The sequence below is a fragment of the Cellvibrio sp. 25HG11W-0 genome, assembly GCF_057815475.1.
Genome location: NZ_CM174230.1, coordinates 2,936,850 through 2,952,712 on the forward strand (window position 1 = coordinate 2,936,850; position 15,863 = coordinate 2,952,712).

Below are 15,863 nucleotides of genomic sequence, written 5' to 3' on the forward strand. Positions count from 1 at the left end.
AATGAGTGGAAGACGCTCCCCCGAAAAAAACAAACAATCCACCATGCGCGATGTAGCGGAAATGGCCAATGTCTCGCTAATGACCGTATCACGCGTGCTCAATGAAGACGGCAAGGTGTCCGATGAAACGCGCGAACGCGTCATGACTGCCGTAGAAAAACTGAACTACAAGCTCAATATTTCAGCGCGCAGCTTATCTAGCGCAAAATCCTATGAGATAGGTTTTTTTTACGATCAAAGTAAAGGCGCTTTTATTAAAGAATATTTGATCGGCACCATGCTGCGCTGCAACCAATTGGGCTACCACCTAATTCTGGAACCCTGCGACTTTTCCGATTTGGACATCAATGCCCATATTAAAAAAATGGTTCGTCGCCATGCACTGGACGGCATCATAGTACCACCGCCGCTAAGCGATAATGCCAAGCTGCTCGATGCGCTGGATGCCGAAGGGCTGCGCTATGTACGCGTCGGGCCAGGTGCGCAACTCAAACGCGCCTTTTGCGTTCACATCAATGACTATAGTGCCGCCGTGCAAATGACCGAACACCTTATCAATAAAGGCCATAGAAGCATTGGTTTCATTAAGGGCGATCTCTCTCAAGAAACTAGTCACCGTCGGTTTGCGGGCTATATGGACACCATGCAAAAACACAATTTAAGCGTAGCATCGAGCTGGATTGGTGAAGGCAATTTTGAATTTGCAGGCGGCATGCGCGCCGCTGAAAAAATCTTAAAAAAAACCAAAGTCAGTGCCATTTTTGCCTCTAACGATGATATGGCTGCAGGCGTAATTGCAGCTGCGCGCAAATTGCATATCGACGTACCTGAACAACTGAGCGTCGCAGGGTTCGATGACACCACGCTCGCTGAATCCATGTGGCCAAAACTGACGACAATCCATCAGCCCATTTATGAAATGTCGCAATCGGCGGTAGATTTATTAGTGGAATCTATTCGCTCGAACTTCGATAAAAAAATCACCTCCAAAGTGCAAATAGAATTGGATCATTATTTAAAAGATCGGGATTCAGTCAACGAGATTCAATAAACGTTGGCCTATTTTAAGACTGCTTATATTTTTATTTTTTAGTGTTCTAATAGTTGATTTTATTTTTATAACCTATTGATTAATAAAGTAATAAAAATTATCAGTGAATGACTATGATTTAAAGCAGCACAACATCAATAATTTGTAATCGGTTACTACTATTAATTTGCTGTCGACAATATTGATCCCAATTACTGGGATAGTGGCCACGAGGTGATGACTAAATTCTGTTAGGCACCCGTTTTTATTAAGGAAGGTTTTTTTTGGTGTTATTGCCAAATTTGTTTATAGGCATAACTGGATTACTTGTTTTGCTCTTGGCAGGGGATTAGCGAGCACCTTAAAAACGATGGCAACATAAAACACGTAATGTACAACTATTTTATAAGTACGACCAAAGCAAAAAGCCCCCGAGCGACTTAAGCCGACCCGAGGGAAGAGAGAACGACAAGTATTACAGCTCTATTGATTTAAGCCCTGATACAGCTCCGAGTACTGCTTGATAATGTCGCAGCTGGGCTTGTGCCAGGCCATGTGGATTACCTTGCCTTCAACATTATTGCCCGGTGCGCCTAGCTTGCTAAGGCTGAGTTCGGCTTCATTAATTGCGCAGTAGAACTGGAAGCCATCGTTGTTAGCTGTCCAGCCACCGCTGGCTTCGCCATAGGGGCCAGAGCACCACTGACAGCCGCCCAAAGGTGTTAAACCATTACCCCACTCCAAACCGGAAAGCTGCCAGGTGAGCATACCGCCAATGGCATCGCGCTGGGCCCAAGCTTTGGCGTACCAGCTGGCAAAGTATTGGTCGCGCTGCTGCAGAGACACTTTCACAAAACTATCCACAAGCGCTTGGTCAGTAAAACTAGCCAGTTTTACCGTTTGCGCGCCGGTGGTGCGTTGCTCGTTGACCGGCCAGCTGAACTCGCCAATATAAGCTGGCTTACCCAAATCGCGCGCCAAGTCCGCCAATAGGTCGAAATTGCCCAGGGTTTGAGCATCGGTTAAACCCCACCAAGTTGGATAAAGGTGAGCACTAATAGCGTCGATATTAGGGTCGCTGTTAACCGCGCGTAGATTGGCGTAACTATCGCCCGCCCCAGCGGCACCAAAAGATGACTCCATACCAATAGAGACCAACTGCTGCGGTGCGATGGATTTTAAGTGCGCAGCGATACTGCTCACCCAGCTGCTAAAACCGGGCAAGTCGCTGCCAATACGCGGCTCATTGGCCAGCTCCCACATCATGATGGTTGGATCATTTTTGTAGGCGACACCGGTGATAGTGTTGGTGTGATTGAGCAGATTAGTGATGAAAGTCTTGAAGACTTCACGCCCAGGTGCACTGGCATAACCACCGTAGCTGTCGATATTGCCAAAGTAGTTCCAATGGTCGCCAAGCGACAGCACCAAGCGAATACCATGTTGCTCGGCCAGTGCCACATAGTTATCAAACAGTTGGAAACTGCGGTCGATAATCGCCTGCTCCTGCGCCGTACGCTCAGCCGCTGGTTTGCTCAAGATGAACGAGCCATTGGACTTCATATTGATGCAGACGCCGTCGTGGGTTTTGGTGTCGTTGCAGAACATCCAGGTGCGCACCACATTCATTTTTAAATGGGCGGCGCGCTCAAAGAAGTCCTTGGCCATAGCTTCGGGCTTGTACATTAAGTAGTACTGGTTAGAACCGTTAAAATAGAAGGGTTTATTGCCCAGCACAAACTGCGTACCCGAGCGCTCTACAAACTGGTTGTTCGCCGCTGCCCCCACTTGCAGGCGCAGACTTTGGCTCAGGCCCGTGCCCTCCACCCCAAATTGCAGACGATAGGTACCATCGCCCTGATTGGGAATAACCAAGGGGCTGGCACCGCTATAGCTCACCGGCGCGGCACCATTGAGGCTGTAGCTCAGTTTGCCTGCACCCTGTTTAAGGTAGTTGATTTGAATATTGCTACCCGAAGCCAGCTGCGCAAAGTTCGCCGGGCTTTGAATTTGCAAGCCACCCAACAATTCCACCTTAAGACTATGCACCGTCATATATCCCCAGTCGCTGGCATTTACTTGAATACCGGCGCTGTGGCTACCCTGACTTAGCATCAAAGTGCGAATACTGGTTGCAGGGGTCGTTGAGTTGAAGCTGGTGGCAACACCGGCACCGTCCACCATGAGCGTATTAACTTTGCTGCCGCTGGGCGTGCTCCAGGTTAGGGTTAAGCGATACTCCCCTGCCATAGGCGCATTGAATGTCCAAATGGCGCCGCTACCAGCAGCTTTCAACTCCACCGCACCGCCAGATAACACTGCCGCACCCTGCAGACTGGCGCTGGCTGCGGCATAGTTCCAAGTCATTTCAGCCGGTGTAGAACTGGTTGCTACCGAGCTTACAGTTTGCACACTGCTTGAGCTGGCAAGGGACGACGCAGGCTTGCTAGACGCCGCCATAGAACTGGGCGCAACCGAGCTTAAGGCTTGCGAGCTTGTCGCTGCCGAGCTAGTCGCTACACCAAAGTAGCTCGCCGCCAAGGGCACTACAGTCGCTTTAATACCCGCCGCTGAATCGACTATATCCACCCCGTGCTGAGTCAGTGAATAGCTGTCGTAAGCATTAGACATATCGAGCATGGTTTCACCCAAACCATTGCCGCGCCAAGACCAGGCGATCCAGCCCATGGATAAGCTTTGCGCTTTTTGCATTAAGTAAAAGTGATCGGTAGTTTTGCCACCGGCGGTGTGATTGCTGCGCCCAAACTCACCCACCACTACCGGCAACTGGGTGTTGATTAGGTACTGCATGCGCGTATCTATCTCCGCCGCGTTTGACCACTCGTAATAACCGTGGGCCGAGAAGATAGTGTTGTGCAGCGGGTCTGCCGCCAGCACGCTGGCACCGCCATCAAAGAAGTAAGGGTTGTGGCCCCAGTCGCCCGCGTCTATAACCAAGGGCGCGGTGATGCCATTGTCGCGCAGGGTTTTTACCGCTTTGGCGTAGGTATCGCGCCATACGGTTTTATCCTGACCCCATTCATTGGCGATATTAATCAGCAAGTAAGCTTGGTATTTAGGGTCTTTAATTACCGCACCCCAGGTTTCCGTCCACTTACTGACGGCGTCATCGCCACCAGCCACGCCGTTATCAATCGCATTGGCATCGCTGCCGCCGGTAATTTGATAACTGCCACGGCTGCCATCTTCCCAATACATGGGCATAGCCAGCATGCGGTTGCGCACAATTTCATCGAGCGCGCTGCGCAGCTGAGCGGCAGTGGTATCGGCGCGCAGTTGCAAGCGCACTACATTGGCGCCGGTTTTAGCGATTTGCGCGATGGATGCAAACTTAACCGCTGGGTCGTCGCCGTACTGCAGGTTCACCCCACGCATAACCAGCGGCGTACCATTGGCAAGGTAGATAGAGCGACCAGTCACATAGATATTTTGACGGCTAGGCGCAGAGCTGGCAGCGGCAGAACTGCTGCTTTTAGGCACGCTGGACACAGTGGCCATACCCGTGCCATCGACGGTGTTTTTCTGAGTTTGCAATAAATTGCTGTAGGCGCCAATTTTAGAACAGACAGCATCGGTGCGCGCGCTGTTACAGTAAACGGTAAACCTGTCCCAGTCGTTGTACAGACCATCGCAAGTCCAGCTGTTCAGGTTGGCGGCAGCACCTGGGTGTGATGTGCGGCTGGCCTCATACTCAGGCGCAAAACAGTATTTGGTTTTGTTGCCGTAGTCGGTTTTGCCGTTGTAAGTCCAGGGCAGCATATTGTCGCTCTCCCAGTAATCTAGGCCCGACAACAACCAGAGCATGGCGCCATCCAACTGCTTGGCATCCATAAGGTCGTACCACTCGCCATAAATGCGTTCGCGCTCCGCTTGGCTTACGCCCTGACGGCCATCCCAAAATTGATAGTCGTACATGGCCGCCTGATCAAACTCCACCATGCGTCCAAACTCGCCCAAATAAACGGGCTTGCCACCGGCGCGGGCTTTATCGATACGGCTGCTGATATAGCTTTTGGCTTCCGCTTCATTCAGGCCCCACCAATCTGGATAGAGGTGAAAGGAGTAGGCATCAATAGCGGGATAGCTGTGATCGGCAATGAAGTCAGTACCCTCTTTATAGGTTAACGGAATGGCCGCTTCGGCTTGCGCGCGGGTTTGACCCTGTGCCACTAACTCCTCGCGCTGACGCTCTTCCCAAGGGTTGGAGGCATCAAACCCTTCCATACCGGTAGAGACCAAATGCTTGCCATCGATAGACTTAATATAGCGTGAGGTCTCGTCGATCCAGCGGTGGAATGCAGCGCGCTGCTCTTCCGTACAGCCAACACAACGCGGCTCATTAGCCAGCTCCCACATCATAATGCTGGGGTCGTCTTTGTATTTAATCCCGGTCAAGTGGTTGGTGCGATTCAACACATAGCTGATGTACTCACGGAACCGTTGTTGCGACCAAGCATCCCCATAGAATTTCGCCGCCGCTTCAACGATAAACTCGTAGTCTTCTTTACCTTGCGGGCCATTGACTATAGCGGCGTTGTAATCGGCCACTGCCTTGTTAATGCCATCGGGGGTAGTCGCCGTAAAACGCTCGGCGTAACGCTGTTTGATCTCAACGCGATAGCATTGCAACGCCTCGTCGGCATCGGTGGTTTGACCATCGCCATCCACGTCGATATTAGGTGACCAGGCCGCATATTGGCACATGCCGCCAAAACCAGCCCAGTAGTTAGTCAGCGGTAAAATCGTTTTAATGCCACGATCGCCCGCCTCCTTCAGCATAAAGTCCAACTGCTTAAAGCCCACTTCATTGAAGCGCGCCGCTGCGGTCACTTTATCGGGGTTATTAGGCTGGAAGCAGTGACTGTCGGACTGGGTGCCGGTGCCAAAAATCGGGTCCCAATAGCCGGTGTAGTCGGTGCTGCCATAGTATTCACCATCGCAGAAACCCCAGGCGCGCAAACTGGTCATGCCTAGGTTTTTCATGTCGCCCAACACATCCAACACCATTTTGGGGTGCTTGTAGAACATGAAGTATTGGTTGGAACCGTTGGTGTAAAAGTATTTGCCGTCCAGGCCAAAGTGACCGTCGGGCGTGGCATACACAAAGCCCGGGTTTTTAGGCGTGCCTATTACCGAACTAAGGCTAGAGGAGGTCACAGCGCCAAGGCTGGAGCTTTTAGCCGAGCTATTAATTGAGCTAGCAATCGAGCTGGCAGCAGACTTAGCCACCGAGCTAGGTGCCAAGCTGCTGCGCAGTGAACTGGCAGCAATAGCACTAGAGGCGGCGCCTACCACACCATAGGGCGCTGGCTGTTCGCTACAGGTGCTGCGCGCAATACAACTTTTTTGCTCTTCCCAGCCCCAGCCTGAAGGTGTGGTTTTACAGAGCGAATAAAGATTGCCGTACCAATTGCACTGAGCAGCCGCCGCCAGTGAGCTAGGTGCGACTGATGAGGGCGCGACAGAGGAAGGGGCTACTGATGAGCGTAGCGACGAAGCCGCTACTGACGCGGGCGCGAGCGAAGCCGCCACCGACGAGCGCAGCGACGAAGCAACGACTACCGAGCTTTGGCTAGTGCTGCACTGTTGCTGCCATTGCCATGCGTCCCATTCATCGGCCTTGTTGGGGGTTTTCCCCGGGTTGATCCAATAGCGCGCCTTGTATTCATCGCCCTGATAGACAATGACTTCGCCGCCCTTGTAGGTGGTACTGGAGGACCATGCGACGGAGCTGCACTGCCCGGCCAATACCGGAAGCGCGCTCGCCGTCATAAAAATCCCCAAAATGGCGGACTTCAGTTGAAGTTGTTTCATAAAAACACCTGCTAGTTAATATTAGAGTTATCTTGACCAGCGCAAGCACTACCCAAACAATAGCCATCCCACGCCATAAGGCAGGAGCTGCATAATTGTCATGTATTGACTTGCTTTCTCTCTATAGGCGCACTTCCTGCACGCAATATTATGTTTCCTGAATACTTGCTCACCTGATTTGGAGAGGGAGAGTGAGCTGAATGCCATGAATTTGTGTCGACAGCTTATCTATTCTTGTTATCGCACCCCATGAACCTATTAAAGACTATATGTAATCGATTACATTAACAACACAAAAAAACGGTCGCCTGTCTCAATAATAACGTTAACATATACAGCCGATACTGCAACACACTGTTTCATATAGCTATAATAACCATACAAAAGTACTCACAAAATAGTAACCGGTTACATTTTAACACCTATTAAAGCGATAAACCTCACCCCACGTAACACAAGACAGGCACTTCAAGAAGCAACGCTGTACACCACCTCTTAACAAAACCCCCATCTTTTTAGATAAAAGTCTTCCCGAGTTGTTGCAACTAAAGTGCTTGATACGCGAACACAGTCAGACACCCTTCGTTTGACTGCAATCACTGTTGAAGCGCCTGCGATGAGATTGAGGCTTGCAGCAGCAATTGCAGCAACCGCGATTGATGATATGCAGACACTCAACCAGTAGGCGTGGACTTAAATCGCAATGGACCGATGGATACTGACGGCCGCATGCCGCCACCATCGGTTCGGGTCGTTTTGCCGTGGTATCGCGGGTGTAAATGCAGACAGATGGAAACGAAGAGTATTGCCCTGGAGCGCGTCATTCATGGCAAGTTTTAATCGTCCGTTTGCGGCAGAGTTCCATTGTCGCGTTTCGCTTTATAAAGGCCACACCAAAAAGGTTTGTCAGTGCCTGTCGCGTGGGATATCACACTCACCAGCTTAGTGAAGAAGTACTTGAGAAACGCTAAATGAAAGGCTCCTTCAATCTTTGTTATTTTTTACTTGTTATTGAGTTCAGCCGTACATTTAGACAAATTAATTTCATGCAAGAGTAAATACAAAACCACTAACGCAGGACAATATTATTGTAAGCGAGGTAAGCTCAGCGTTAGTAAAGAAATCCAATATTTAGGATCAGACGCAAGAATATTCATATCGATTAAAGGATTTTTAATATGAATAATTTTTCGGGCGGGGAAATTGGCATACTTAATTGCAACTTTAATCATCCTAGGCTGATTAAACAACCTATCATAACTACCATCATCAATCGCCTTTTCCATGTTGAATGAAGTTAAATCGTAAAACATCTTATTATCTGGCGACACATATAAAATATTGCCGAGGGGGTAACCCAGCACAATTTTTTCACCACAAGTGAAGTTCAGAACGACTTTCAAGATCCAGTCAAGGCTCATGCACAGCGAGTGGCATATAATCAAAATGCTTAGCGGCCAACATTGACCATAAATTTCGCCCCTGTGCTGAAGCAACAGGGGGAACTCCAGGCACTTGCAGTATTTTTCATCTCTCCCAAAATAGCCCTGCCCTACTTTTAGTATACGCAAACCCTCAAGTGGATTGATCGCCCTTATGGATCACAAAAACTCGATAATCAAGTCAATCTTTAAAAATAGGCACTTTTATTGGTCAAAGATTTTTCTCCGCTGGATTTGACGCAGACGACCCCTTTAGACCTAAGGACCCACCTTCGGTAAGGCGAGCTTTTCTGGCATCAACAATCACTTGACCTAGTTGTTTTAAAGAAATATTAATTCCAGCTTTCGATAAAGACAATGCCAAAAACTAGCAAATAAGCTGGCCTTTCTCTGATTCAATCAAAGGAATTGTTGCTGTTACCGTGCAGCCATTACAGGTATAGCTATTCGTAGTATGAAGCCAAAAAAAGTACAACACCCAAATCATGAACTTTCTGGTGCTTACAACCGCTCCAATTTAAAAGGATAAGTTTGATTCGCTCTCCACTGCCCCACATACAGATTCTCATCTTCATCTACACAGAGTGCATGGCAATGATTAAATACATCCCAGGTGCTAGCCATAGGCTGCAAAACATCATTGATATATTCCGGTTGAGTTCCACCAAGATTGGCCACTACACGATTGTGTCGATCAAACACACTGATAAAGCCTGAGTCGTCTGCATTTTTTCCATCGATATGAGACCAACATACTGGGGCAAAAAAATGATCACCGCTAAAAACAGGCCCGCCAATATAAGCACCCGCTGCATCGATCACGCCACGGTAATCGCCATTTAATTCAAATAATTTTAATACCTGTTCCGCTCGAGAACTCACCATCAGATGCGGATCTTGTGGATTGCGCAAATCCACTTCTATACCGTGAGTATTTTTTAAATTCATTGCCGCGTTAGCATTATCACTACCGCCCCAATGGCGAATATAACGACCATTGGAATCATAGTGCAGTAAATAATCTGATCCGTAGCCATCAGTGATATAAAGATCACCATTGGGGGCTATAGCGATATCAGTCGGCCTGAAAGGCTGATCCGGGCGATAAACACCAATGGTTTGCGGATGACCGATGGTATAAATCAAACGGCCATCCAAGGTAAGCTTGGCGATAAACCCACTCTGAGCAATCACTTTGTTGTAGGGCGACGCCCAATCATCAGTAGACTTACCATCCCAATTGCGATTCAGTACCCAACCGCTATCCACCAAATAAATAAAATCTTCACCATTTTCATTAACAATGCGCAGTGCATGAGCTCCGGGAAATTGTGTGCCCCACGCATCAAGCAATTTCCCATCCTTACTGTAAATAATCACATTGTTACGTGGATGATCTGTCACCATCACAATGCGGCCTTGTGAATCCATGGCAAAGCCGTGGCAATTTTCTACCGGTGTTTTTTGCGCATCCAGCAAGCCCCAGTGACTGTTAACGCGATAACGAAAATCACCCTGCCCTACAATTAAACCATGCGGATCAATATTGGATTTTGGCAACGGAATATTTTGCTTAATCATTGGCGGGAAAGCTCCGAATGAGACGATAAAAATAAATGGATGACGGGATTAAACCTACAACCTAAAGATAAAAAGCTCTGCCGAACATTACCCCGGCAGAGCAAGAACCAATAACACAACTTAAAAAACTATGCAGCCTTCCAATTCAGAATGGCGTCATCATCAACTGGGTACAATGGATAATAAACCGCTTCATTTTCCTGAAACGCTTGGTTGGTGATAGCGTTATAAGCACTAATCATCGACCAACGCGGTTCGGATGAGCGATTCTCATTCGATTTATGCAACAGATTGCAATGGAAAAACAAGGTATCACCAGGCTCCAACTCAACATTGATAAGCTCGTGATATTTAAGTGCTTCATTCACAAACAACATATCCGCACCTTTTTGATCACCGGTTTTACTGTGATCAAGACGCCCTAAATGATGCGAACCTTTAAGCACTTGCAAACACCCGTTCTCTTCCGTTGCACGGTTAATTGCCACCATACAACTCAATGATTTTGGATAAAGCATAAGGTTATCGCGATGCCAGTAACCAAAATCCTGATGCCATTCCCACGCGCCACCAACAAAGGGCTCTTTCATCATAATTTTGGTACTAGTGTGATAAACCGGCTCGCCAATTAAAGCTTCAGCGGTATCTACCAAACGGCGTCCACGTGAAAACATGCTGTAAAAGTCATCGCCTGTTTGTTGCCACAGGCAGACTTTACTGACTTTTCCTGAGCCATCTTTTTTCTGCCACGCACGTTCATTTAACGAATCGTCATTAAAAGCAGTATCTTGCAAACGTTTAATTTCTTCAGGCGAGTAGTAGCCACGCACAATCACATAGCCATCGCGATGGTAGGTTTCAATCTGTTCTTGGGTCAGTTTTGTTGCGCTCATAACCTAGTCTCCAACGGTTGATTTCTGCTTAATTTGCATTGTTAACAATCATCATCCATCAACTTCCAAAAGGCAAGTATTTTATTTATATATGAATAGAATATTTCTATAAAAATAAATATAACTAGACCAAAAACCGTAAATTCCTATTTATTTGATGATGAATAAGGTATTTTTGTGACGTAAACAATGGGGTGAATGAAGCTCACAGCTTCAATTGCCCTCGAAAAATTCGAGTTCGACCACAGGATTAAACGACTTTGATGACTGCTGCCAATAAATACGCGGTTCCGGCCTTGGATAAAGGGTTGGATATATTGGAATACTTGGTGACTCAGGAGCTGCCTAAATCACAAACTGAAATTGCTCAGGGCTTAGGGCGCAACCCTAATGACATTTACCGCGTGTTAATTGGCTTGGAAGCCCGTGGCTACTTATTGCGGGATGAGCTTTCAGGCCGATATCGGCTGTCATTCAAGCTTTACAATTTGTCGCGCAGCATTTCGCCTATCGATCAAATGCGCCAATGCGCTCTGCCCTATATGGAAGATCTTGCGGTTAATATTGGCCAATCCTGCTATCTGGCTATGCTCTACCAAAGCCAGACCATGATTATTGTGCACGCACGCGGGCACAGCCCTATCTCGCTCAACATGAGCGAAGGCTCTTTGTTTCCCACCATGACCACTACCGCCGGCAAATTACTGCTCGCCAACAGCAATCCGGCGGTGCGTGACATGATTTTGGAGCGCGACGCCGAATACACTAAATTCAGCAAAAATAAACGCTCCGCACTGATCACTGAATTGGAAGATATCAAACAAAGCGGCTGTCTCGCGGCACAAAGTCCTTTTATTGAAGGCGCCACCGATTTTGCGGCACTCATCGGTAGACCAGAAGGTAAGGTGATTGCAGCATTGGCCATTTCACCCCTCAAGTCACACTGGAGCCAGCAGATACCGCAAGAAGAACTGCAAACACTGGTTGTGACTACTGCCAACAAAATTGCCCTGCAACTGGGCGATTTGTAACTCACACTCAATCTACGTCATTTTTGTTAACAATTAACTATCAGCATTACCCTCACTGAGGTAAAGTTAGGTTTTGGCGTTAATCAGGCAGCAAATTCATGCCCTGTCTGATATCGCCATATAGACCGTTATAACTTTATGGTGAGTTAAATGATGATAAATAAAGCAATCCATTCCAGTCTTAAATACCTATCTCTTCTAAGCGCAGCTTGGCTCCTGAGTGCGATAAATGCCCAGGCTGCCTCTATTGTCAGTGATTTCTATCTCAATCCCGCAACACCTAAAATAATTCAATATCAGGCTCAAGGCAGCCTGATAAAAAAAATGGTGTTGGTCGTCGACAACCCTAAAAACTATGCCAACTTTAGTCTTTACGCCAACGATGAATTACTACTCGACAATATTGATATTCCGCATTCTGGTCAGCAGCAATTAACCGCGCTCATCAAACTTCCTGCGCAGGGCAAGATTAATCTCAGCCTCAGAGCAAACAACGCAATACTCAACATTCATCGCCTTGAATTAATAGATGTACCCAATCTCGATGTCCCTCAGTTTGAGGACATATCCGTTAGTGCAGGCATTGATAAAGTCAGCTCAATTAAATACGGGGGGCCAACCGTAGCCGATATAGATAATGACGGCGATTACGATTTTATTGTGAATAATCACAATGAAGAGAGCAGCAAACTTTATTGGAATAATGGCGACGGTACTGTAACTAAACACAGTCAAAATCTGGCGCGCTGGTTTATGCACGACCTGCACGGTACTGCCGTTGGCGATTACGATAATGATGGCGATCTGGATCTAATCGTTACGCAAGGCGGCGGCAATGGCACAGATCCCTCCAAAGCCAATTTCTACACCAATGACAATGGCACACTGGTATTAACAACAGGCGATGTGGGTATCAACAAAGGAGGCCGTGGCCGCGCTGCGCAATGGTCAGATATGGATTTGGATGGCGATTTGGATTTAATGCTCATTAACGAATCCAGTCTTACACATGAAAAACCGCAACATTTTTTTTACGAAAACAAAGGTGATGGAACCTTTACGCAGCGCGCAATTGCAGGCCTGCAAGATCAGGAACCATCGCGCTCTTTAGTGACCGATCTAAACCACGACAACATTGATGATGTGATTTTATTTGGCCCACTTTCCGTCTGGCTGGGCAATGGCGATTTCACTTTCACCGATATTACCGCGCAATTCCCTACCGAGGTCATCGCCTTACACAACATAATGGCAGTCGCCGATTTGGATATCGACAATGATGGAGATCAGGACCTTTACCTCGCACGCGGCAAAGAAGTTGAACACGGCAAAGGTGAAGCACCTGCAGTCGATCACGACCCCATTACCCAAGAATTCTCGATCAAACCGCGCGGCTTTAAAGGTGTGGATAAATTCGAATTCACCGCTGCTGACAAGATTAAATTGCACAATTATTATTTCCTCGCGCAGGGTGAATTTAGAGGAAAAAATTATCCATTTTTTCTCGGCAGAAATAAAATATCGAAGGTACTTTCCGTTGGGCAGGAGCTGGAAATAGACCCCAGCGAAGCACAAGGCTGGCCGGATAATATTGCGGAAAATGGAGTTTACTTTGGTCACTTAGGCAAAGGCCGCTGGAAAGCCGCATTAGTTCGCAATGGGGATGTTTTTTGGAATTTTAAATTTAGCCTCTCTGGTGTTACTAGCGCCACCCCCGAATTTGTTCCAGAGAATCGTAATATGACCGACATTCTGTTACGCAACGACGGAGGAAAATTCACTGACGTTTCACGCGAATGGAAAATTCAACCCGGCGGCAATACGCTGGGTGTAACCACGGGTGATTTTAATAACGACAGTCACCAGGATTTATTTCTTTACCGCTGGGGGAATATTGGATCGCGCATTTCTGATTACATGCTATTGAATGATGGCAAAGGTCACTTTCACACGCTGACTCAACACGGTGCCAATGATGTCGGCGGCCCCGGCAATGGCGATATGGGTCAAGCCTTTGATTTTGACTTGGATGGCGGCCTAGACCTATTAAACGGCAGTGAAGGTGGTGAGTGGTACCTCTATCGCAACAACAAAACTATAACCGGACATTACGCATTAGTGCGAGTGGGCTACTCACCTAAAGCCCATGTGGATGCCATCGGCGCTGAAGTTAAAATCACCACCGCGCGAGGTGTTTATCGCAAACGGGTAGGTTCAGCGGGAGGCGTTTTCTCCCAAAGCCTGTTAAACATTGTGCATTTTGGTTTAGGGAGCGCGCAAACGATTGAGCGTATTAGTATTAGATGGCGCAATGGGGAAATTCAAAATTTCACCAACAAACCCGCCAATCAATTATTTGATACCGACAAAGCAGATGTAGAAAGTCTGCGCCTTGAACCGGCACAAACAAATCTGCGCCAAGGCACGGCATTAAAACTTACTGCCCAACTAACACCAGTCAATGCTGACACCCGGCTGCAATGGTCATCCAGCGATGAAAGTGCTGTCGAAGTAGACAACCAAGGACGAATACAAGCACTGGGGGAAATAGGCCAAAGCGCCATCATCACGGCCACCAGTCCAAGTAAGGGTATAAGCGCTCACAGCAAAGTTAACATTACGCCTTGGTTTGCGGTACCGGCTAAATCACTAAAGCTCGGCGGCTATCCGGCGCAGCTGTTTGTAGGAGAAAGTCACTTACTCACCACTACCCTATTACCTACCCATGCCGACAATCAAGAACTTACCTGGAGCAGCAGCAACAATAAAGTGCTCAGCGTTGATAGTGCCGGGACAATCACTGCTCTACATCCAGGATCTGCAACCATCAAAGTTGCCTCAAAAAAAGCCCCCAAGCTAAGCGACGCAGTCAAAGTGAAAGTGGCTCTAACCATAGCGCCCTTTATAAAATTTACTGACGAGAAAAAGTTGCGTACCAAAATATGGGCTCAAAACAATAAAATTCGATTAAACGTCGAGTACCACGCCGGATCAGGCAATAAAGTCATTGCCTCAGATGAGGGGGGAATTCGCTTTTGGTTGCGACACTTTAAATCTAAATGGATACCTGTTAAGGACATAGCGTTAATAGACTCGGGGGCATTAAAAACCGAATCCGGAACATCCACCATGAGTTTTTCACTTAAAGGCCTAACGCCCAGCGCCGAGTTACCAGAAGGCCAGTTTTACCAACTGCGCGCTTCTTTTGTATCCAGCAATGGCCGCATGTACGACACCACTATTGATGATATAAAAATCGTGTCGACCCAATAGTAAACTGTTTTAAAAAATGCTTTTTTTGCCCACGGAAGGGCAAGTGATCTGGATGTTAGTGCCCTACAAATTTATAGCTGGCGCCGCCAGTTTAATCGCCTTTCCAATAAGAATTAGCGGTTACGAAATAAGAATGTACCTACCAACTACTTGGTGGATGATTTTTTCATTCAGAGATCGCTCTAAAAAACAACATTTCGAATAACCTGGCATTAGGGGCAAAAGGGAACTCAAATAAAGTTTGACTCGGTGCGGATTGATTCCACCAGTAACTTCTAGCCCCTTGCGATGAATAAAGCGCTCTCTCAATTTCGCTATATTCATCTAGATTTAAATCCAGTGAAAGAGACACCGATTCGAAAAAAGTCACAACATCATCCGGCTGATGTGCCCCCTCTAGCAACAAAGGGAGCTGCAGAGATAGATTGGAGGCACGAGCACAGAGCGAGGCGAGGGATATTGGTGTGACTTCAATTACATCGATCAATGCAATGAATGGAAAATAACGCCCTACGCGATCTACGCTTGGCATTAGAGCACCGCATAATGACTCCCCTCCCCAAATGCCAGGAGGGATATAGAAGCACCAAACAGGAGCGATCAAATAAAAATCCAGCCAATTTTTTTGTGCTGATTTTATATGTGAAATCCCGCCCTTAAACCAATCATCAATATTACCTAATAATTCAGCTTCAATATTTCTGGAAATAAAGTCTCCAACGGATGGTAACTTCCCATAATAACTAAACCTAGTATTTTGCTTTTCTTCACTCATTAA

The 15,863-nt window shown here is 47.3% G+C and carries 8 protein-coding genes; 3 read left to right on the forward strand and 5 right to left on the reverse strand.

The genetic code is table 11. From position 1 onward, the window contains the following. Position 1: 1 nt before the first annotated feature. The gene (locus AC0KUT_RS12360) at positions 2-1,051 is read left to right on the forward strand and encodes a LacI family DNA-binding transcriptional regulator (RefSeq protein WP_488830294.1); all 1,050 of its coding nucleotides are present in this window, start codon (positions 2-4) and stop codon (positions 1,049-1,051) included. A gap of 462 nt (positions 1,052-1,513) precedes the next feature. Here the strand turns inward: AC0KUT_RS12360 and AC0KUT_RS12365 are convergent, their stop codons facing one another. The 4 genes from AC0KUT_RS12365 to AC0KUT_RS12380 form a co-directional block, all read right to left on the reverse strand. After that, positions 1,514-6,865 (reverse strand): cellulase family glycosylhydrolase, encoded by a 5,352-nt coding sequence (locus AC0KUT_RS12365; RefSeq protein ID WP_488830296.1) that lies wholly within the window; start codon positions 6,863-6,865, stop codon positions 1,514-1,516. 1,085 nt (positions 6,866-7,950) lie between these two features. Beyond that, on the reverse strand, positions 7,951-8,286 hold the full coding sequence (locus AC0KUT_RS12370) for a hypothetical protein (protein ID WP_488830297.1): 336 nt from the start codon (positions 8,284-8,286) through the stop codon (positions 7,951-7,953). Between the two features lie 522 nt (positions 8,287-8,808). Beyond that, positions 8,809-9,888, reverse strand: coding sequence for an NHL repeat-containing protein (locus AC0KUT_RS12375; protein ID WP_488830298.1), 1,080 nt, complete (start codon positions 9,886-9,888; stop codon positions 8,809-8,811). A 128-nt stretch (positions 9,889-10,016) separates the two neighbouring features. Next, positions 10,017-10,781: a phytanoyl-CoA dioxygenase family protein gene (locus AC0KUT_RS12380; RefSeq protein WP_488830299.1), complete on the reverse strand. Its 765-nt coding sequence runs from the start codon at positions 10,779-10,781 to the stop codon at positions 10,017-10,019. Positions 10,782-11,044: 263 nt separating this feature from the next. Here AC0KUT_RS12380 and AC0KUT_RS12385 point away from each other — a divergent pair, with 263 nt between their 5' ends. Both AC0KUT_RS12385 and AC0KUT_RS12390 read left to right on the forward strand, forming a co-directional pair. Further along, positions 11,045-11,812 carry an IclR family transcriptional regulator gene (locus AC0KUT_RS12385; RefSeq protein WP_488830301.1) on the forward strand — a complete coding sequence of 256 codons (768 nt, stop codon included), beginning with the start codon at positions 11,045-11,047 and terminating at the stop codon, positions 11,810-11,812. A 150-nt stretch (positions 11,813-11,962) separates the two neighbouring features. Next, entirely contained in the window at positions 11,963-15,085 is a 3,123-nt protein-coding gene (locus AC0KUT_RS12390) for an FG-GAP-like repeat-containing protein (protein ID WP_488830303.1), read from the forward strand. Between the two features lie 166 nt (positions 15,086-15,251). On the opposite strand, the gene tagF is transcribed toward AC0KUT_RS12390, so the two are convergent. After that, positions 15,252-15,860 (reverse strand): type VI secretion system-associated protein TagF, encoded by a 609-nt coding sequence (gene tagF, locus AC0KUT_RS12395; protein WP_488830305.1) that lies wholly within the window; start codon positions 15,858-15,860, stop codon positions 15,252-15,254. Positions 15,861-15,863 lie beyond the last annotated feature (3 nt).